Annotated in this window: 15 protein-coding genes and 1 riboswitch; of the genes, 9 read left to right on the forward strand and 6 right to left on the reverse strand. The window is 63.7% G+C overall.

Features of this window, described 5'->3' with window-relative positions:
• Positions 1-2: 2 nt before the first annotated feature.
• The 6 genes from BMY91_RS10920 to BMY91_RS10945 form a co-directional block, all read right to left on the reverse strand.
• A complete protein-coding gene (locus tag BMY91_RS10920; RefSeq protein ID WP_090821797.1) occupies positions 3-1,403 on the reverse strand; it encodes an L-serine ammonia-lyase in 1,401 nt (466 codons plus the stop codon).
• 376 nt (positions 1,404-1,779) lie between these two features.
• Positions 1,780-3,099, reverse strand: a complete 1,320-nt coding sequence (gene glyA / locus BMY91_RS10925) for a serine hydroxymethyltransferase (RefSeq protein WP_090821800.1) — start codon at positions 3,097-3,099, stop codon at positions 1,780-1,782.
• On the reverse strand, positions 3,096-3,479 hold the full coding sequence (gcvH, locus tag BMY91_RS10930) for a glycine cleavage system protein GcvH (RefSeq protein WP_090821801.1): 384 nt from the start codon (positions 3,477-3,479) through the stop codon (positions 3,096-3,098). The genes glyA and gcvH overlap by 4 nt, the downstream gene beginning before the upstream one ends.
• A 186-nt stretch (positions 3,480-3,665) precedes the next feature.
• A complete protein-coding gene (gcvT, locus tag BMY91_RS10935; protein ID WP_090821803.1) occupies positions 3,666-4,802 on the reverse strand; it encodes a glycine cleavage system aminomethyltransferase GcvT in 1,137 nt (378 codons plus the stop codon).
• Between the two features lie 11 nt (positions 4,803-4,813).
• Complete coding sequence (gcvP, locus tag BMY91_RS10940) at positions 4,814-7,684, reverse strand: aminomethyl-transferring glycine dehydrogenase (RefSeq protein WP_090822573.1); 2,871 nt, start codon at positions 7,682-7,684, stop codon at positions 4,814-4,816.
• 149 nt (positions 7,685-7,833) lie between these two features.
• Positions 7,834-7,932: riboswitch (glycine riboswitch) on the reverse strand.
• A gap of 74 nt (positions 7,933-8,006) precedes the next feature.
• The gene (locus BMY91_RS10945; RefSeq protein WP_090821805.1) at positions 8,007-9,518 is read right to left on the reverse strand and encodes a PucR family transcriptional regulator; all 1,512 of its coding nucleotides are present in this window, start codon (positions 9,516-9,518) and stop codon (positions 8,007-8,009) included.
• A 187-nt stretch (positions 9,519-9,705) separates the two neighbouring features.
• Here BMY91_RS10945 and speB point away from each other — a divergent pair, with 187 nt between their 5' ends.
• From speB to BMY91_RS10990, 9 genes are all read left to right on the forward strand, one after another.
• Positions 9,706-10,704: an agmatinase gene (gene speB, locus BMY91_RS10950; RefSeq protein WP_175538711.1), complete on the forward strand. Its 999-nt coding sequence runs from the start codon at positions 9,706-9,708 to the stop codon at positions 10,702-10,704.
• Positions 10,701-12,140: a purine-cytosine permease family protein gene (locus tag BMY91_RS10955; protein ID WP_090821809.1), complete on the forward strand. Its 1,440-nt coding sequence runs from the start codon at positions 10,701-10,703 to the stop codon at positions 12,138-12,140. Before speB ends, BMY91_RS10955 begins: the two co-directional genes overlap by 4 nt.
• 46 nt (positions 12,141-12,186) lie before the next feature.
• On the forward strand, positions 12,187-13,695 hold the full coding sequence (locus BMY91_RS10960; protein WP_256212697.1) for an aminobutyraldehyde dehydrogenase: 1,509 nt from the start codon (positions 12,187-12,189) through the stop codon (positions 13,693-13,695).
• Positions 13,696-13,724: 29 nt separating this feature from the next.
• On the forward strand, positions 13,725-15,017 hold the full coding sequence (locus BMY91_RS10965; protein WP_090821811.1) for a D-arabinono-1,4-lactone oxidase: 1,293 nt from the start codon (positions 13,725-13,727) through the stop codon (positions 15,015-15,017).
• A gap of 196 nt (positions 15,018-15,213) precedes the next feature.
• The gene (gene mscL, locus BMY91_RS10970; RefSeq protein ID WP_090821813.1) at positions 15,214-15,678 is read left to right on the forward strand and encodes a large conductance mechanosensitive channel protein MscL; all 465 of its coding nucleotides are present in this window, start codon (positions 15,214-15,216) and stop codon (positions 15,676-15,678) included.
• Between the two features lie 244 nt (positions 15,679-15,922).
• Positions 15,923-16,834 carry an ACT domain-containing protein gene (locus tag BMY91_RS10975; protein ID WP_090821815.1) on the forward strand — a complete coding sequence of 304 codons (912 nt, stop codon included), beginning with the start codon at positions 15,923-15,925 and terminating at the stop codon, positions 16,832-16,834.
• 356 nt (positions 16,835-17,190) lie between these two features.
• Complete coding sequence (locus BMY91_RS10980; RefSeq protein ID WP_254779877.1) at positions 17,191-18,540, forward strand: MFS transporter; 1,350 nt, start codon at positions 17,191-17,193, stop codon at positions 18,538-18,540.
• 104 nt (positions 18,541-18,644) lie between these two features.
• The gene (locus BMY91_RS10985; protein ID WP_090821817.1) at positions 18,645-19,328 is read left to right on the forward strand and encodes a GntR family transcriptional regulator; all 684 of its coding nucleotides are present in this window, start codon (positions 18,645-18,647) and stop codon (positions 19,326-19,328) included.
• Positions 19,325-20,140 carry an aspartate/glutamate racemase family protein gene (locus BMY91_RS10990; protein ID WP_090821819.1) on the forward strand — a complete coding sequence of 272 codons (816 nt, stop codon included), beginning with the start codon at positions 19,325-19,327 and terminating at the stop codon, positions 20,138-20,140. Before BMY91_RS10985 ends, BMY91_RS10990 begins: the two co-directional genes overlap by 4 nt.
• The last annotated feature ends 27 nt before the right edge of the window (positions 20,141-20,167 follow it).

The raw sequence follows: 20,167 nt of genomic DNA on the forward strand, positions 1-20,167 counted from the left end.
ACTCAGCATTCGACGACGTTGACGGCCAGGCCGCCCATCGCGGTTTCCTTGTACTTATGGGACATGTCCTTGCCCGTCTCGCGCATGGTCACGATCACCTCATCGAGGGAGACCCGGTGCGTCCCGTCCCCCCACAACGCCATCTTCGCGGCGTTGATCGCCTTCGCCGCCGCGATCGCGTTCCGCTCAATACACGGGATCTGCACCAACCCGCCGATCGGATCACACGTGAGCCCCAGGTTATGTTCCATCGCGATCTCCGCAGCGTTCTCCACCTGCCCCGGCGTACCACCCATCACCTCGGCCAAACCAGCGGCAGCCATCGACGACGCCGAACCCACCTCACCCTGACACCCCACCTCAGCACCCGAAATGGACGCCTGCTCCTTATACAACACACCCACCGCACCGGCAGCGAGCAGGAACTTCACCACCACATCATCCCGGTCCGCCTGGGTGGCCTTGTCCATGCCCGGCGCGTAGTTCAACGCGTAATACAACACCGCCGGAATAATCCCCGCAGCACCATTGGTCGGCGCCGTCACCACCCGGCCACCAGTCGCGTTCTCCTCGTTCACCGCCAGGGCGATCAGGTTCACCCACTCCTGCCAGTACTTCGGATCGTTCCGGTCCTTGTCCTCCTTCAGGAGCCGCTCCAACCAGTCAGGAGCACGACGACGGACCTTCAACCCACCCGGCAGCACGCCTTCACGCTTCAACGAGGTCTCAACACAGGCTTCCATCACCGACCAGATATGCAGGAGACCATCACGGATCTCTTCCTCAGACCTGCTGGCACGCTCGTTGATGAACATGATGTCGGAAATCCCCAAACCCTTGGACGCGCACCGGCCCAACAACTCCGCCGCCGTCCTGAACGGCAACGGCAACTCCTTCTTCGACTCCTCAAGCTCCTCCCGGGCCGCGTCCTCCTCGCCGTCCCGGACAATGAACCCACCACCCACAGAGAAGAACGTCGCCTCCCGCAGCACGTTCCCCTCCGCGTCAGAGACAGCAAACTTCATCCCGTTCGTATGCCGCGGCAACACCGTCAACGGGTGCAGGATCATGTCTTCCAGGGCGTAGTCGAGGAGCACGCCGCCAGCCAGGTTGAGCTTCCCTGTGTCAGCAATGGAAGCCAGCCGCTCCTCCACCTCATCCGGCAGGATCTTCTCGGGTTCAAACCCTTCGAGCCCCAGCAGGACAGCAGTGAAGGTCCCATGCCCCTTACCTGTCGCGGCCAAGGAGCCATAGAGATCAACCCGTAAGGCGGCGACGGAATCGAGCACACCGGAATCACGTAGCTCAGCAGCAAACACCGCCCCAGCACGCATCGGCCCCACAGTATGCGAACTCGACGGACCAATACCCACAGAGAACAGATCGAAAACACCAACAGCCATGGCCGGGATCCCTTTCAGGGAAGAGTGAAACAAGAAAAAGAATGTGGGGCCGGGCCAATTCCCGAGCCAAGGCAGGCCCAGCCCCCGGAGGTCCCAGTGCGAACCTCCAACCCGGTTTTTATGTGCGGCATTCGTTCCCAGCAAATGCCGCACCCGGGTAGATCAAAAAACGTGAGCCCTTCGCAACGGTCGAGCCGTCAGGTCCACCCGGGCCCTCGGGCCCCAGCCCTTGAGCCGACCACCCATTTCGGGGCTTCGCTGCCAAACATGCCGTGCGCACGGCACACCCAGCAGGGAACCCCCGAATCGGCCACAAGAAGACACCTTCGAACCGAGCGCGCGGAGGATGCCAGCTCCGACGGGCCACCCAAGAGGCTCAGCCCAGGTTCGCAACCCCCGGGTAGAGCGGGTGCGCCGCAGCTAGAACCTCGACGCGGTGACGCAGCCCGGAAAGGTCCGCGTCGGCGTCGGCGATCAATGCCTCAGCGATGATGTCCGCAACCTCGCGGAAGGCCGCTTCTCCGAAGCCGCGTGTGGCAAGCGCCGGGGTGCCGATCCGGAGGCCGGAGGTGACCATGGGCGGGCGCGGGTCGAAGGGGACGGCGTTGCGGTTGACGGTAATGTCGATCGCGGCGAGGCGGTCCTCAGCCTGCTGGCCATCGAGTTCGCAGTCACGCAGGTCAACCAGGACCAGGTGCACATCGGTGCCGCCGGAGACAACGGAGATGCCTTTGGCGGCAACGTCGGGCTGAACCAGTCGCTCGGCGAGGATATGAGAGCCCGCCAGGACACGCTCCTGACGCTCACGGAACTCCTCGGAGGCAGCGATCTTGAACGCGACTGCCTTCCCGGCGATCACGTGCTCCAGCGGTCCGCCCTGCTGGCCCGGGAAGACGGCCGAGTTGATCTTCTTGGCGATGTCGGCGTCATTGGACAAGATGATGCCGCCGCGCGGACCGGCGAGGGTCTTGTGCGTGGTGGACGTTGTCACATGCGCGTGCGGGACCGGCGACGGGTGCAGCCCGGCAGCCACCAGGCCGGCGAAGTGGGCCATGTCCACCATGAGGTAAGCGCCAACGGAGTCGGCAATCCGGCGGAATTCAGCGAAGTCCAGCTGCCGCGCGTAGGCGGACCAGCCAGCCACGATCAGTGCCGGTTTGTGCTCCTGCGCCAAGCGCTCCACTTCGGCCATGTCCACCGTGTGGGTGTCCTCGCGGACTCCGTAGGGCACCACGTTGTAGAGCTTGCCGGAGAAGTTGATCCGCATGCCATGGGTGAGGTGCCCGCCGTGGGCCAGGTTCAGGCCCATGATGGTATCGCCCGGCTTGATGAGTGCGTGCATCACCGAGGCATTGGCCTGCGCACCCGAGTGCGGCTGGACGTTCGCGTACTCGGCACCGAACAGTTCCTTGATGCGGTCGATGGCCAGCTGCTCGATCACGTCTACGTGCTCGCAGCCGCCGTAGTAGCGCTTGCCCGGGTAACCCTCGGCGTACTTGTTGGTCAGCACCGATCCTTGGGCCTGCATCACGGCGACGGCTGTGTGGTTCTCGGACGCGATCATTTCCAGGCCGTCGCGCTGGCGACCCAGTTCGTCGTCGATCTTCGCAGCGATCTCGGGGTCCAGCTCGGACAGCTGGGCATCCAGCGACGCCGACACCACCTGCTGGTAGTCAGTCACAGATACCGGGTTCACAGCTCTCCACCATTCGTTGCAGCGTATTCTTCGGCCGACATGAGCGGCCCTTCTTCCGTGGCGGCCACCTTGAACAGCCAGCCGGCACCGTAGGGATCGTTGTTGATGAGCGCGGGATCGGTGACGACGGCGTCGTTGATCTCGGTCACCTCACCGGTCACCGGCGAGTACAGGTCTGAGACCGACTTCGTCGATTCCACCTCGCCACAGGTCTCCCCCGCGGTGACGGTGGAACCAACCTCGGGCAGGTCCACGTACACAATGTCGCCCAGGGCATCAGCGGCCACCGCGGAAATCCCGATTCCCACCGGCCCGTCCCCATCGACGGCAACCCACTCGTGCTCAGCCGAGTACTTCAATTCAGCAACTACCTTGCTCATAAGATTCCTTCTCTCACTAACTGAAAACTTTCAAGATCACCCGCGGCAGGTTGACAAATCAACCAGCGCTTAGGGGTGGGCGTCCAAGGGAGCATCGCGTCCGCCCAGCGGGCGCTAATGCGACCGAGCCCGCAGAGGAGGTCGGCTCCGCCGGGCTTCGATGAGTCACCGGCCACTCCCGCCGGGCTATTTTTGGCGCTTGTAGAACGGCAGCTGCACGACTTCGAACGGCTCGGCCTTGCCGCGGAGGTCGACGTCCACGATGGTGCCCGGTTCGGAATGCTCGACGTCGACATACGCCAAGGCGATCGGGTAACCGAGCGTCGGGCTTGGCTGGCCGGAGGTGACTTCACCGATCAGGGAGCCGTCCTTGAGGACCGAGTAGTGGGCGCGGGCGGCGCGGCGTCCGGCGCCTTTGAGGCCCACGAGCTTCTGGCCGAGAGTGGATCCGACGCCGGCGGCCTTGATGGCTGTCAGTGCATCGCGGCCGATGAAGTCGCTTTCCTTGGCGAGGGAAACCACCGGGCCCAACCCTGCAGCGTAGGCGTTGACGTGGCGGGAAAGCTCGTTGCCGTAGAGGGGCATCCCGGCTTCCAGTCGCAGGGAGTCGCGGGCAGCGAGTCCGGCCGGGATGAGACCGTGGCCGTCGCCGGCGTCGAGCAGCGCTTCCCAAAGGCCAGCAGCATCGACGTTGGGGAGGTAGATCTCGAAGCCGTCCTCGCCGGTGTATCCGGTGCGGGCGAGCAGCAAATCCTGACCGTTGATGGAGACCTCAACCGCTGCGTAGTACTTCAGTTCGGTGACCAGCGCGTGCTGTTCGGCCGGGACCAGAGCAAGCAGGATCGCTTCAGCGTTCGGACCCTGCACTGCGATCAGCGAGGTCTCGGCCGACGCGTCTTCCACCACGACGTCGAACCCGGCAGAACGGTCCTTCAGCGCAGCAGCAACTACCTTCGCGTTCCCCGCGTTGGGCACCACCAGGTACTTGTCCACACCTTCTTCGGGAGAGGGACGGCGGTAGGTAATGAGGTCATCGATGATGCCGCCGTCTGCGTTGCAGATCAGCGAGTACTTGGCTTTGCCCACCGCGATGGCGGACAGTTTGCCCACCAGGGCGTAGTCCAGGAAAGCAGCCGCGTCGGGGCCGGTGACCCAGACTTCGCCCATGTGGGAGAGGTCGAACAGGCCGGCGGTCTTGCGGACCGCGTGGTGCTCGGCGAGCTCGGACTCGTACTTCAGGGGCATCTGCCAGCCGCCGAAATCGGTGAAAGAGGCGCCGGCCTTTTTGTGCTGCTCGTAAAGAGCGGTGTAATTCTCAGACATGTCAGGAGTCCTTAGTTTTCGAAGTCAGCAGTGTTCTCGAATGCCTCGAGGGGCGGGCAGGAGCACACAAGATTCCGGTCACCTGCGGCGCCGTCGATCCTGCCGACCGGCGGGAAGTACTTGTCCTGCTTGAGGTGGTGGACGGGGAACGCTGCCTGCTCACGCGGGTAGTCGCGGTCCCAGCCGGAATTTACGACGGCGGCAGCCGTGTGCGGCGCGTTGCGCAGCGGCGACTTCTCCACAGTGAAATCACCGCTGGCCACCTGCTCGATTTCGGCACGGATGGTGATCATGGCTTCGATGAACCGGTCGATCTCCGCCAGGTCCTCGGACTCGGTGGGCTCCACCATGAGGGTGCCCGCCACCGGGAAGGCCAGCGTGGGGGCGTGGAAGCCGAAGTCGATGAGGCGCTTGGCCACGTCCTCGGCCGTGACACCCGTGCGGGCGGTCAGCTCGCGGAGGTCCAGGATGCATTCGTGGGCTACCAGTCCGCCCTCGCCCGTGTACAAAACCGGGAAGTGCTCATCCAAGCGCGAAGCAACATAATTCGCTGCCAACAAAGCAGACTTGGTGGCTTCCGTCAGCCCTTGGCCACCCATGAGCTTCACGTAAGCCCAGGAAATCGGCAGCACGCCGGCGGAGCCATAACGCGACGCCGAGATGGCCACGCCGCGCCCTTCCTCGTGCGCCGCTTTGTTCGCGTCGCCCGGCATGAACGGAGCCAGGTGTGCCTTCGCAGCAACCGGGCCAACGCCCGGACCGCCGCCACCGTGCGGGATGCAGAAGGTCTTGTGCAGGTTCAGGTGCGAGACATCGCCGCCGAACTTACCCGGCTGGGCAAGACCAACCAGCGCGTTAAGGTTCGCACCGTCAACGTACACCTGGCCGCCGGCTGCGTGGATGGCGTCGCATACCTCGCGCACATCGGCGTCGTACACACCGTGCGTGGACGGGTAAGTGATCATGATGCAGGACAGGACGTCCTTGTTCGCCTCGATCTTGGCCGTCAGATCCGCGTGATCGATGGTTCCGTCAGCAGCCGTAGCCACCACAACAACCTTCATGCCGGCCAGCACTGCTGAGGCAGCATTGGTCCCGTGGGCCGAAGCCGGGATCAGGCAGACAGTGCGCTGCTCGTCGCCACGGGACAGGTGGTAGCCGCGGATCGCCAACAAGCCTGCGAGCTCGCCCTGCGAACCGGCGTTGGGCTGGATGGAGACCTGGTCGTAGCCGGTGATCTCCGTGAGGTCCGCTTCAAGATCCTCGATCAGTTCACGCCAACCCGCCGTCTGGTGGTCAGGAGCGAACGGGTGGATCGAGGCGAACTCCGGCCAGGAAATGGCTTCCATCTCAGCAGTCGCGTTGAGCTTCATGGTGCATGAACCCAACGGGATCATGGTGCGGTCCAGCGCGAGGTCCCGGTCTGACAGCTTGCGGATATAGCGCAACAGCTGCGTCTCGGAACGGTGCGTGTTGAACACCGGGTGCTGCAGGAAATCGGAGGTGCGGACCACGGATGCGGGCAGTTCGAACCCGGAGGCGTCCCCCACTGGACCGGCCCCGAAGGCAACGGCCACTGCGGAGAGGACTTCCGGCGTCGTGGTTTCATCAACCGAAACGCCAACGGTGTCGGCGTCGATCAGCCGCAGGTTGATGCCGCGGGCTTCGGCGGCGGCGATGACCTTGTCCGCCTTGCCGGGAACGCGGACGGTGAGGGTGTCGAAGAAGGCCTCGGACACGAGTTCGCGGCCAGCCTTTTGCAGGGTCGAAGCCAAAACGCGGGCGTGTCCGTGGACTGTTTCGGCGATCGCCTTCAGGCCCTCGGGACCGTGGTACACGGCGTACATCGAGGCGACGATCGCGAGCAGCGCCTGGGCGGTGCAGATGTTGGACGTGGCCTTCTCACGGCGGATGTGCTGCTCACGGGTTTGCAGCGCCAAACGGTAGGCCGGTACGCCGGCGTTGTCCTTGGAAACGCCCACGATGCGGCCCGGAAGCGTGCGCTCCATGCCTTCGCGGACGGCCATGTAGGCAGCGTGCGGGCCGCCGAAGAACAGCGGCACACCGAAACGCTGCGCGGTACCGACGGCGATGTCCGCACCTTGCTCGCCCGGGGGCGTGATGAGGGTGAGCGCCAGCAAATCGGCGGCAACCGTGACCAGGGCACCGCGTTCCTTGGCGTCGGCGATGACTCCGGAGTGGTCAAACACACGGCCCGAAACCCCGGGCTGCTGCAGGACAATACCGTTGATGTCGCCGTCGGGAAGTCCGGCGGACAGGTCCGCAATCTCAACCTCGAAGCCCAGCGCCTCGGCGCGGCCCCTCACAATGGCGATGGTCTGCGGAAGGAGGTCGGCGTCCAGGACGGTCTTGCCGTCCTTCGCCGTCTTGTTCTTGTTGGCCCGGCGCATCAGCAGCACGGCCTCAGCTACGGCCGTGGCTTCATCCAGCAGGGAAGCATTCGCCACGGGGAGTCCGGTGAGGTCCTGCACCATAGTCTGGAAGTTCAGGAGAGCCTCAAGGCGGCCCTGGGAAATTTCGGGCTGGTACGGCGTGTAGGCCGTGTACCAGGCTGGAGCTTCCAGGATGTTGCGGCGGATAACGGGCGGGGTCACGGTGTCGTAGTAGCCCTGGCCGATCATCTGCACGGCGGTCTTGTTCTTGGACGCCAGTTTGCGTAGCTCGGCGAGAACCTGCACCTCGGTGAGGGCATCCTGGAGCTTGAGGGCAGTGTCCTGGCGGATGGAATCGGGGACGGCGACATCCACCAGACCGTCGACAGAGTCGTAGCCGATGGCCTTGAGCATGGTGTCAACGTCGGCTTGGCGACGGGCGCCGATGTGCCGGTCCGCGAAGGCGGTGGGGGTTGATTGAACAGTCAAGAGGAACTCCATGATTCAGGCGCCCAGTGAGCGCCACGATGATGTGGGGTTCCTCCCCGCTCTGTATTGGACCTGAGAGATTCCGCAGGAATGATTGCCTGCTTGCACCGTCGGTGAGCCCGGTTGCCCGGACTGCTTTCCAGAGTTGCCTAACCGCGGCGGTACATGGGCCTGAGAGATTCCTGGGGAGGATTTGCTCCTACGGCGCCTGACTGGATGTACCGGCAGGACTCTCCCGCCGCAGATCAAAAGCGTTGCGTCACCTGAGTGACACGCTTCACACCATAGCGGGTTATTTTGAGAAAGCGCAAGCAAGGTGACGTTACTGCTGCATGGCCTCGTGGATCTGCAACGCGAACCACAGCTGTGCCACGGTTGAGGTTTCACCCATGTCCAGCCCCGTCAGTTCACCGATTTTCCGGATCCGGTAGATGATGGTTTGCCGGTGCGCGAACAGGGCGGCAGCTGTCTTTTGCCACGACCGCTGCGAGTCCAGGTAAGTCCTCAGCGTGACGATGAGATCACCGTCCTGGCCCTGCTCGTAGTCGAAAATCGGTCCCAGGAGACGCCGGACCAGCGCAGTTCCTTCCTCGAAACCCGTGAGCCCAAGCCATGACGGCCCCTCCGCGTACCGGGCCAACCCCAGCTTGTTGGCCCTGGCTGAACCGAGCGCCCAGAGGGACTCCTGCAACGCCCGCTGTATAGCGCCGACGGCCGCCGGCGCACTGATCCCGATCGCGGCGTCAGTTCCTCCGCAATGGACCAGGACGTCGTCGGGCACATCGGCCGGAACCACCACGTGGAGCCTGTTGTTCCGCTTCAAGGACGCCGACGCAACCCCGTGCCGCCACAGTTCGATGTGCACGTCAGCCAGCCCGCCGCCGTCGTCCGCCACGCCGGAAGCGTCCGCTGACATGGTCGCGAGCACGAAGCCCTGGGCCGGCACGTCAAAAGCCGTCAGCCGGCTCTCCATCTCGGCCACACCCAAACGTCCATCCATGGCTTGCATCAGGAACTCGCCGGCCAAGCGGTGGCGGCCTTCCAGCGACAGGACAATGCGCGAGAGCTGCAGTCCCAACACCGTTGCGGCATGAAGAAGTACGACGGCGTCCGGGTGCGGTTCGCTGTTGGGCAGCACCACCAAGAGCGCGTTGGCATGGGTGGGGATGTCCATGGTCAGCACATGCCTGCCGCGGATCCGGTGCCACTGGAAGTTCTTTCCCGCCAGGCCCACCTGCCCGGACAACGGTGCCCACGCATCGGTGAGGAACCCGGGAAGTACCTTGCCGTCGGGATGCCAGGGGTGGAGGCAGCGGCGGTCCACCACGAAGAGTTCCGCGTCGAGTTCGGTTGATAGCCGCTGGACGAGGCTCTGCCAATGGTCCTCGGACGCTCCGGCAGTGCGGAGAAGATCATAAACGCGGGCTGTTTGGCGTAAACGGCGGGACTCTTCGAGCAGCGAAGACTCGGCAACCGAACGGGCTATGGCGATGAACGGCAGCGGATACGGGATGTTGATCAGGGGCAGCGGGAGCCGGTTGCAGGCCTCCAGGAACTCGTCCGTTAGCGGCGGTGCGTGCATCTTTTCACCGATCGCCAGTGCGCTGGCGCCACTGTCCACCAGGGCCTCGGCGAGCGCTACTTGGCCGGCTGCATCAGGGGGAATGGAGAGGCCGTTGGTCATCATGAGCTCCCCGCCGGTGACCCACTCCCACAGCCTGGGTAGGTCCGAGGTGTGCGCCCAGGTGATCCGGTTATCGGCGCCGTCCGCACCGGCAAGGAGGGTGAGGCCCAGCTGTGGCTCGGCAACGAGTTCGGCCACGGTAATTGCCATAGTTGCGCTCCGATTCCTTGCGTTGACGGCGTTCTGGCTGCCGTATCAAGCGACACTTAGACATTCGTCTAAACGCCTCGACCATTTGTAGTCAATGTAGCGCTATCCGCAGTGATCCGCGTCACCAAGAATGGAATTACTTACTTCCCGCTCAACGGCGAGCACCCCTCACCCCAAGGATCCGTCAATGACAACGCACCAGCCCATCGGCCCTGTCGACGCAACCAAAGTCCCCCGGTATGCAGGCCTCGGTACCTTCGCCCGCCTCCCCCAAATCGACCGCGTCCCGGATTACGACATCGCGATCGTCGGCGTCCCGTTCGACGGCGGAACCTCCTTCCGGCCCGGCGCCCGTTTCGGTCCTGCCGCAGTCCGCGAAGCATCCCGCCTCCTCCGTCCCGGCTACCACCCGGAGCTCGACGTTGAGCCTGTGTACGAAGCTCAGGTGGTGGACGCCGGTGACATCGCCTGCACCCCCTACGACATCACCCGGGCTGTCCGGGAGATCGAAGAGCAGGCTTTGCCTTTGATGAGCGAAGACAAGCGCCTCATTTCCATCGGTGGCGACCACACCATCGCGCTGCCCATGCTGAGGGCTTTGAACAAGGTCCATGGCCCGGTTGCGCTGCTGCACTTCGACGCGCACCTGGACACGTGGGACACCTATTTTGATCAGCCCATCACGCACGGCACCATCTTCCGCCGCGCCTTTGAGGAAGGTCTCCTTGTGGAGGACAAGTCGATGCATGTGGGAATCCGCGGACCGGTCTATGATCGCAACGATTTCCTCCGCGACCACGAGTTCGGCTTCCAGATCATCCGTTGCTCGGACCTGGACGTGATCGGCGTTCCGGCGGCCATCCAACGCGTGAAGGACAGGCTGGGAGACACCCCGGTTTACGTCTCCATCGACATCGATGTCCTGGATCCGGCCTTTGCGCCCGGCACAGGCACCCCGGAGATGGGCGGGCTCCACTCCCGGGAACTCCTGGCCCTGCTCCGCGGACTGAACGGCATCAACATCGTGGGCGCCGACGTCGTCGAAGTCGCTCCGGCGTACGACCATGCGGATATCACCACGGTAGCCGCAGCCACTCTGGTCTTCGACCTCCTGGGCCTGATGGTGAACCGCAGCAAGGCCACCACTGTTCGTGAACTGGCCTCGGCTACCAGGACCCTGTCATGAGCACCGCCCCAACAACTGAGGTTCCCCGGCTGGAGGACAAAACCATCCAGCCCATCCCGGCCAACGAGCGTCACGGCAAGGCAAGGGACCTCTTCACCATCTGGTTCGGTTCCAACATCATGATCATGACCATCGTGACCGGCGGACTAGCCACCACGGTGTTCGGCCTGGGCTTCGTCCCGGCCATCGCGGGCATCATCATCGGCAACGTCGTGGGCGGCATCTTCATGGCGCTGCACTCCGCCCAAGGCCCGCAGCTGGGCGTGGCACAGATGATCCAGACCCGTGGCCAGTTCGGCTCGTTCGGTGCCTTGTTGATCGTGGTCATCGTGGTGGTCATGTACGTCGGCTTCTTTGCCGCCAACCTGGTGTTCGGTGGCGAAGCAATGGCCGCCGTGAGCCCCGGTATCAGCGTTGACGCGGGCATCATCATCATTGGGGTGGTCAGTGTCATCGCCACGATTTTCGGCTACCGCCTCATTCACGCCTATGCACGCGTACTGAGTGTCGCCGCCGGCTTGGCCCTCCTGCTGGCCTTTGGCTGGATTCTGGTGGTCCACGGATTGCCCGGCAACTTCCTGGAGACCGGTAACTTCAACTGGGTGGGCTTCATGGGCACCATCTCCGTCTCGGCCCTGTGGCAGCTTGCCTACGCGCCTTACGTCTCCGACTACTCTCGCTACATGCCGCAAGGCACTGGCTCGGCCCCGGCCTTCTGGGCCTCCTACTCAGGCTGCGTGCTGGGAACTCTGTTCCCCATGATCCTCGGCGCCTTGGTGGGCACCCTGGCCGTGTCCATGAGCACCGGCGATGTGGAAATTGTCGGCAGCCTGGGCGCCCTGCTCCAGCCTTGGACCCTGATCATCGTGGGCATCTTCTGCCTGGGGGTCGCGGCGTCGAACGCCATGAACCTGTACTGCGGCGTCCTATGCACCCTGACCATCGGCCAGACGTTCAAGCCGAGCTGGCTGCCGCGTGCCAAGACCCGCAGCATTGCCGCGATCATCCTCTTCGTCGTCGCAGTGTCCATCGCCCTGTTCGCCCGCGACAACTTCATCCTCTTCTACACCAACTTCCTGTCCTTCCTGATGTACGTCCTGGTTCCCTGGACGGCTATCAACCTGGTGGATTACTACCTTCTGCGGCACGGCGACTACCGGGTTGAAGACTTCTTCAAGCGCGACGGCGGCGTGTACGGGCGGTTCAATTGGGTGGCCATCGGCTCCTACATAGCGGGTGCCCTGATCCAGGTCCCGTTCTCGGCAACGGCCATCTACACGGGCCCCTTGGCCGCGGCCATGGGCGGCGTGGACATCTCGTGGATCGTCGGCCTTGTGGTGGTCGCGCCCCTCTATTACGTCGCTGCCCGGGTCTTCGGCAAGAAGACAGAAGCCGCCCCCTTTCCCGCAACTGCCCTCACCCCAGACCTCATCTGATCAGCCCCCCTCATCTGACCAGCCCCTCATCTGAAAGCGAAGCATCATGACTGCCACCCAGACCCAACAGTTCACCGTCCGACGCCCTACCCCTGACCACGTCCCCAACCTGTCGCTCCCCTTGCCACCAACAGGGCACTTCATCAACGGATCCTTCGTCCCGGGATCCTCGGGCCAGTCCATCGACGTCGTGGATCCCACCACGGAGCAGGTCATCGCCTCGGTCCAGGCGGGCACCGCCGATGATGTGGACGCCGCTGTTGCCGCCGCCGTCGTCGCCCAAAAGACCTGGGCTGCCACCACCCCGAAGGAACGCGCTGATGTCCTGAACCTGATCGCCAACATCATCGAGCAGAACCGCCAGGCGTTCCAGGCCATCGAGTCGGCCAATACCGGCAAGCCGCAGGCTGTGTCTGAGGACGATGTCTCCAGCACCATCGACACCTTCCGCTTCATGGCCGGCGCCTCGCGAACGCTGACCTCCATGGCGGGTGGCGACTACGCCACAGACCACACCTCGGTGATCCTTCGCGAACCCGTGGGTGTGGTGGGCGTCATCACTCCATGGAACTACCCGCTGCTGATGGCCGCCTGGAAGATTGCGCCCATCCTCGCGGCCGGCAACAGCATTGTCATCAAGCCCTCCGAACAGACCCCGCTGTCCACGCTTAAGCTGGTGGAAGTGCTGGCCGGACGTATTCCTGATGGCATCCTCAACGTGGTCACAGGTCGCGGCCGGACGGTTGGGCAGCGGTTGTCCGAACACCCGGACATTGCGTTGGTGGCTCTGACCGGCAGCGTCGTCAGCGGCCAGGCGGTGGCCGAAACCGCCGCGAAGTCCGTCAAGCGCGTCCACCTGGAACTCGGCGGCAAGGCTCCTGTTGTTGTCTTCCCCGACGCCGACCTCCGCGCCGCCGCTGCCGGCGTGAGGAACGCAGGCTTCTGGAACGCCGGCCAGGACTGCGGCGCTGCTTGCCGCGTCCTGGTGCACGAGTCCGTAGCCGAAGAATTCACTGAGCACCTGGTCCGTGAGGTCAGCACCCTGGTGATCGGCGATCCCGAGGCGGGTGACGACGTCGAAATCGGCCCCATGATCTCGCTCCCCCACTACGAGCGGGTCAAGGAATCCCTGGCAGAAGCGCGGGCCGCAGGGCTCACCATCGCCTTGGGCGGATCGGCCCTGGAAGGTCCCGGGTACTTCATTGAGCCCACGGTCATCAGCAACGTTCCAGCCGGCGCGCACATCGCCACGCACGAGATCTTCGGACCCGTCGTTACGGTGGAAACCTTCAGCACCACCGAGGAAGCGGTGACACGTGCCAACGAGAGCCCCTACGGCTTGTCGGCCTCGGTGTGGACCAAGGATTCCAGCCTTTCCCTTCGGATTCCCAAGCAGCTGGATTTCGGCACGGTCTGGGTCAATGCGCACCTGGTCCTGGCCTGCGAGGTACCGTGGGGCGGATTCAAAGGTTCCGGCTATGGCCGCGACCTCTCGCTCTACGCCCTGGATGACTACTCGCGCACCAAGCACGTCATGATCAACCACGGCGCGTAAGCGTACAGACAAGCAACGGAGCTTTCACCATGACCACTCATGTTCCCCGGGCGGCGGCCGCACCGGCCGCCGCCACTCCCACGGTCCCCTTCACCACGGACGTTACGTGGACCAACTGGGGCGGTAACCAGAGCGCGACTCCGGCCTTCACCGTGCGGCCCAGGAATGAACAAGAAGCGCTCGACGCCGTCCGTTTCGCCATTCGCGAAGGCTTGCCTGTGCGGGCGGCCGGTTCAGGGCACTCGTCCTCACCGTTGGTTCAGACCGGCGGTGTCCTGATGGACATGTCCGGGCTCTCGGCCATCACGGGTACTGATCGGGTGGGGCGCCGGGCCCGGGCACTGGCCGGGACCACCATCAACGCGTTCGGTGATGCCCTGTGGGACAAGGGCTTGGCGCTCAGCAACCAGGGTGACATCGACAAGCAACAGATCGCTGGGGCGCTGGCCACCAGCACCCACGGCTCCGGTAAAGACCTGGGCAGCTTCTCCTCCAAACTGCGCTGGGTGAAGCTGATCAACGGCTACGGCGAGATCGTGGAGATCGGCGAAGGCCAGCTGCGCGAACTTCGCGCCGCGCAGACGGCCCTGGGTACTTTGGGCATCTTCCTGGAAGTCGAGCTGGCCGTAGAGGACAGGTACTACCTGCAGGAACAGATCACCTACCCCACCTGGGCGGAAACGGCATCCACGTGGCAGGCCGACATCGATGACAACAGGCACTACTCGTTCCTCTGGTGCCCGGAGGACGACTCCTGTGAACTCCTGGACCTCCCCGGCTCGCCGGATCACAGCATGGGTGGCCGCAGCTACACCAAGCGGTACAACGTTGCTTCGATTCAGGACGAAAGCCAGCTCTCCTCCGTGGAAGGTGCACGATTGGACCGCTCCTACCGGATCTACCCCGGAGGATTCACCACGCAGTTCCATGAACTTGAGTACTTCGTCCGCAGCGAGGATGGTTTGGTGGCCGTCGAGGCCATCCAGGACCTGATCCGCAGCAAGTATCCAGAGCAGAAGTACCCGGTGGAGGTCCGCTGGGTGAAGTCCGACGACGCCTACATGTCCCAATTCCAGGGCCGTGACAGTACCGTCATCACCCTGACCACTGAACCCGGCACCGACTACTGGCAGTTCTTCCGCGACGCCGACGCTGTCCTGCAGGACTTCGAACCCCGCGCTCACTGGGGCAAGATCCACTTCATGACCCGCAGCCGGCTGGAGCGCCTGTACCCGGAGCTGGACACGTTCATCCAGGTTCGTCGGGAGTTCGACCCCCGCGGAATGTTCCTCAACGACCACACCCGGGCGCTGCTCGCCTGATAGCCCGCCCGTCGGCCGGGGGTGAGAGAAGGCGCAAACCCTCTCTCACCTCCCGGCCCCTCCCAACAAACCCTCTCTCACCCCCCGGCCCCTCCCAACAAACCCTCTCTCACCCGATTGACACCCGCTTGAAACCGCGGGGTGGTATTTTGATCACTGCTGAGGCAGACACCCGCACCCAATCGGAGGACCATCCATGTTTAAGGGTTTCAAGGACTTCATACTTCGCGGCAACGTGATCGAGCTGGCCATTGCCGTCGTCATCGGCAGTGCCTTCACCGCCCTTGTGGCAGCCTTTACCAATCACATCATCAACCCCGTGATCGCGGCGGCCGGCGGCATGAACGCCGAAGGACTGGGCTTCAAGATCTGGGAGAACAACCCCGCGACGTTCGTTGATTTCGGCTCCGTCCTGACGGCCCTGGTGACCTTCGTCATCACTGCAGCCGTGGTGTACTTCATCTTCGTGGCGCCGATGAACAAGATTAACTCCCTGGTGAAGGAGCGCCTCTCCACCGAGGAGCCGGAGGAAGAGCCGCTGCCTGCTGACACAGCACTGCTGGCCGAAATCCGCGACCTCCTGAAGGAAGCTGCCGCCCAGCGCGACACAAACAACATCTCGGAACTCGACTCAGACCTGGATTCCGACCGCACCCGCTAAAACGGGAAGCTCATCCAGACCGGACAGCTCGTCGCGAGCGTTCCTTCCCAGTTGCTTGACCTGAGCCCGGCGTTCTCCCCGCGAGAACGCCGGGTTCTTGCGGTTCCGGCCCGGCCCCGCGCGCACCAACTGGGAAGGAGCGGTTGCCCTCTGCGGAAACAGTCCTGTCCGCGGAAACCTGCCTGTCCCCGGAACGTGACCGCAGGGCAACCGGCCTGAAACAGGGGCAGGGCAGCATGAAAACATGAAGCCCAACCCGAGCACTCCCGTCACCGCGGATCTCCTCTGTGATGTCTGCGGTCAATTGCCCGAAGCTTCCAAAGCCCGGCTCACCCTCGCCAACATCGCGGTCATGCTTCCCATCGAACTCCTGGTCCATGCAGCTGTGGTTGGAACCCATCTGCCCTACGTGGCCAAGGTCCTGCTGCTGGCAGTCACCGCCACGGTATTGGTCATCTGGGTGGCTGAGCCGTCCGCTGCCAAGGTCCTCCGACGATGGCTGCACGCGCCGGCGCTCCGTCAGCGGCGCACACTGCACCTCGCTCCTGCCCTGTGGCGCGCCCGGACCGTTCTGTTGGACCAGCCAGGGTCCCTGCAGAAGGTCACGCTGTCCCTCGCCAGGTTGGACGCCAATATCCTCAGTCTTCATATCCATCCGATGACCGGAACCGGCTCAACTCACGCGGGCTTCTCCGCTCAGACAGGTGCCGATGAACGGGTCATGGACGAGTTCGTTCTCTCCGCACCGGGCAATGTCACCGAGCAGGAACTGCTAAAAGCACTGCACGACGGCGGCGGGCATGAGTCCCATGTCTGGCCCACCACTGCTTTGGCCATGGCAGACGGCCAAACCAAGGCGCTGAGCCTCGCCGCCCGGGTCGCCGGGAATCCGCAGGAACTTCCCATGGCTGTCGCCGAGCTGCTTTCCGCAAAAGTTGTGGCGACGGACCCGGAAGGCCCGGCACCCGGGGTGACTACCGGCGTCGGGCCCTCAACCGACATCCTCAAGATCCCGACTGCCTGGCATGGGCCGCTGATCTTCTCCCGTCCAGGCGAGCCGTTCAGCCCGGCGGAATCGGCGCGAGCGCATCGGCTGGCTGAGCTCGCCGAAATTTTGGCATACAGTCCTGCAGCAACGGAGGGCTCCCGCGGCTAGCCGAGGCACCGCTCCTTTCAGGTTTACTCCAGCAAAACCCGACGTTTCGTAATGAAACGCCGGGGTCTGGCCTGCCATTGCAAAAAAGCCGTAGGAATCACAGCAGGAACAGTCACATGTGGTTTTTAGGATCTGTATACCAAACCCCTTGACAGTGTGCCGGGTCACATCTACCTTTGTTTTTGGGATCCCAAAACGGGATCCCAAATGATCCGCTTCCGGCTGTGATCCCGCTCCATCGATGAGCAGGGACCGCAACAGTTGCCGCCGGCACGGGTCAGGCTGCAGCGGTATCCCGCCCGGCTCATCCCCCCAAAAGACATTCCATCCCGTTGACTCCTAATGAAGGAGAAGCTGTGTCTCCCCAAAACACCCAACTGGCAACCGAGGAAACCCAAGAAAACGAGCCAACCTCCGGCAAGGACGGCGTGCAGCGACGCACGAACGTCCGCTGGAAGCTCTTCATCCTGCTTCTGGTCCTCGTCGCAGTCAATTACATCGACCGCGGATCCATCTCCGTGGCCTTGCCCATCATCCAGAAGGAATTCAACCTGCCACCTGAGCTCGTAGGGCTCTTGTTGTCAGCCTTCTTCTGGACTTACGCCCTCATGCAAATCCCGGTCGGCTGGCTGATCGATAAGTTCGGCCCCCGCAAAATGGTCACCGCCTCCTGCATCGGCTGGGGCGCGGCCACGGCCGCCTCCGGTTTCGCTGGTGGCTTCCTCAGCATGTTCATTGCCCGTTTGGGTATCGGCGTCACCGAGGCAGGTGTCATGCCCGCCGGCGGCAAGCTCAACGCCATCTGGATGCACAAGAAGGAACGTGGCCGCGGCGCCACTATTCTCGACGCCGGAGCTCCCCTGGGTGCAGGCCTGGGCGGCATCCTCATCACCTGGCTGATCGCCTCCACCGGCAGCTGGCGGATGTCCTTCATCATCGCCGGCGCCGCTACCATCCTCATGGGTTTGGCAGTCTGGTGGTACATCCGCGACAACCCCCGCCAGCACAAAGGCGTCAATGAGGCCGAAGCAGCCTACATTGAGGCTTCCCACGCCGAGGACGACGCCGAGGCCGCGAAGGAAGGCGCCCAAGGCAAGCGTGCGCTCCTCCCCTACTTGAAATTCCGGTCCTTCTGGGCAATGTGCTTCGGATGGCTTGGCTTCAATGGGGTCTTCTACGGGCTGCTGACCTGGGGCCCGCTGTACCTGGCCCAGGCCAAGGGCTTCGATCTGAAGACCATTGGCTGGTCCACGTTCGTCATCTTCGGCGCGGGCTTCGTCGGTGAAATCCTGGGCGGCATCATTGCAGACAAGTGGCGGGCCTCCGGCGCATCCGCCAACCGCGTCATGCGTACGCTGCTGGGCATCTCCAGCGTCGTCGTGGTGGGTGGGCTGGTAGGTGTCACCGTGGTCGCAGACCCGATCACCGCCGTCGTGCTTCTCTCGGTAGTCCTGTTCTTCCTGCGCTGGGTTGGCCTCTTCTGGTCCATTCCGTCCATCCTTGGCGGCCGGACCAACGCCGGCGTCCTGGGCGGTGCCATGAACTTCAGTGGCAACATTGCCGGATTCGTCACGCCGATTGTGGTAGGCCTGATTGTCGGAGCCACCGGCTCCTACACCTGGGCATTGCTGTACTTTGTTGGATCCGCAGTGGTCATGGGCGTCTCGGTGCTGGCCCTGGATTACAACAAGCGACTCCCGGTCTAACTCGCACAGACCGGTCCGGCCGGAGGGTCCTGAACCGCCCGACTGCCGGACGCCCGCCGGGTGGCCGGGCGCACTGCCTCACACATCACGAAATGGAGCTGTACATGCTAGCCGCAGAAGACACGAAGAACGCTGACCGCCCCCTCCGGGAGTCAGTGCGTGACACGCTCCGTTCAAGGATTTTCGAGGGGCACTATGCGCCCGGCACCCGGTTGGTGGAACGCGATCTCGCCGCAGAATTCAACGTCTCCCGCCTTCCCATCCGCGAAGCACTCCGCATGCTCCGTCAGGAAGGACTGATCAGGGACCGTGCCGGGCGCGGCTCTGAAGTCAGCGGGCTGAGCCCCAAGGACGTGGAAGATCTGTTCGATGTCCGCCAATCCCTTGAGGTCCTGGCTTGCCGGCTGGCCTCCAAACGAGCCACCCCGGGTGACCTCGAGTATCTCCAAGGCCTCTTGGACGAGGCCGATCGCTGCCTGGCCAAAGGCTCCATCCTGGAAGCGCACCGCGCCAACAGCGAATTCCACGATGCCATCACGCGCATCGCCAACAACGACTTTCTCCGCTCCGCACTGGAACCCCTGCAGGGACGCATGCACTGGCTTTTCCGCCACGTCAGCGACCTCCCGGAACTCATCCGGGAACACCGCGACCTCTACGCCGCCATCGCCAGCGGCGATCCGGACCGCGCAGCCGCCCAATCGGCGTCGCACATCGGCAAATACCGCGAACAGTTCCCGCAGGATTCCAGCGCAACCGAGCCCAAGCTGCAACGGAAGAAACCATGAAACTCCTGGTCATCAACCCCAACATCAGTGACGACGTCACCGCTCTGATCCAGGCCGAAGCCCAAAGGTCTGCAGGACCGGATACCGAACTGATCGTCCGGACTGCTGCACACGGCGTCGAGTACATCGAAACGCGCTTCGAGTCCCTTATCGCCGCGGGTGCGGTCGCAGAACTGATCGCCGAGTACGCTCACGACGACGCCACCGGACTCCCGCACGACGCCGCCGCTGGCGGTGGCCCGGTGGACGGCGTCATCGTGGCTGCGTTCGGGGATCCTGGCATGCCTGCTCTGAAAGAGCTGGTCGGTGTTCCGGTCATCGGCATCACTGAAGCGGCCCTGTGCGCAGCAGCACTGCAAGGCCACCGCTTCTCCATCATCGCCATCTCGGACCGTATCCAAGCCTGGTACCTGGACTGCGTTGAGCGGTTCGGTTTTGGCGGCCGGCTGGCTTCCATCCGCTCCATTAACCAGAGCCTGAACTCCGTCGGCTCAGTACAGGCTGACTTCCGGGAAACCCTTTTGGCGCTCAGCCGTAGGGCCGTCGAGGAGGACGGCGCCAACGTCGTCATCCTGGCAGGCGCCCCATTGGCCGGACTTGCCCGCGAGCTGGAAGGACAGATCCCCGTGCCTGTTGTGGACGGCATATCGGCCGGCATCCGCATGACCGAAGCCGTGGTGGCACTCCGCTCGGGAACCCATCGCAGTGGCTCGTTCGCCGCTCCCCCTGTCAAGGCCCGCCGGGGCCTGTCGGATAACCTCGACGCCGCTTTGGCCGTCGCGCAGTCGGCTCACCGCCCTGCCACTGTCTAGAAACCTTCAAGAACAAAAGGAGGACAA

Origin of the sequence: Arthrobacter sp. yr096 (assembly GCF_900108925.1) — a bacterium.
Lineage (GTDB): Bacteria > Actinomycetota > Actinomycetes > Actinomycetales > Micrococcaceae > Arthrobacter.

Bases quoted from the DNA above. Each gene is read 5' to 3' on its own strand.
- BMY91_RS10920 (WP_090821797.1), bottom strand. From the start codon at position 1,403: ATGGCTGTTGGTGTTTTCGATCTGTTCTCTGTGGGTATTGGTCCGTCG.
- gcvH (WP_090821801.1), bottom strand. From the start codon at position 3,479: ATGAGCAAGGTAGTTGCTGAATTGAAGTACTCGGCTGAGCACGAGTGG.
- gcvT (WP_090821803.1), bottom strand. From the start codon at position 4,802: ATGTCTGAGAATTACACCGCTCTTTACGAGCAGCACAAAAAGGCCGGC.
- BMY91_RS10945 (WP_090821805.1), bottom strand. From the start codon at position 9,518: ATGGCAATTACCGTGGCCGAACTCGTTGCCGAGCCACAGCTGGGCCTC.
- speB (WP_175538711.1), top strand. From the start codon at position 9,706: ATGACAACGCACCAGCCCATCGGCCCTGTCGACGCAACCAAAGTCCCC.
- BMY91_RS10955 (WP_090821809.1), top strand. From the start codon at position 10,701: ATGAGCACCGCCCCAACAACTGAGGTTCCCCGGCTGGAGGACAAAACC.
- BMY91_RS10960 (WP_256212697.1), top strand. From the start codon at position 12,187: ATGACTGCCACCCAGACCCAACAGTTCACCGTCCGACGCCCTACCCCT.
- BMY91_RS10965 (WP_090821811.1), top strand. From the start codon at position 13,725: ATGACCACTCATGTTCCCCGGGCGGCGGCCGCACCGGCCGCCGCCACT.
- mscL (WP_090821813.1), top strand. From the start codon at position 15,214: ATGTTTAAGGGTTTCAAGGACTTCATACTTCGCGGCAACGTGATCGAG.
- BMY91_RS10975 (WP_090821815.1), top strand. From the start codon at position 15,923: ATGAAGCCCAACCCGAGCACTCCCGTCACCGCGGATCTCCTCTGTGAT.
- BMY91_RS10985 (WP_090821817.1), top strand. From the start codon at position 18,645: ATGCTAGCCGCAGAAGACACGAAGAACGCTGACCGCCCCCTCCGGGAG.
- BMY91_RS10990 (WP_090821819.1), top strand. From the start codon at position 19,325: ATGAAACTCCTGGTCATCAACCCCAACATCAGTGACGACGTCACCGCT.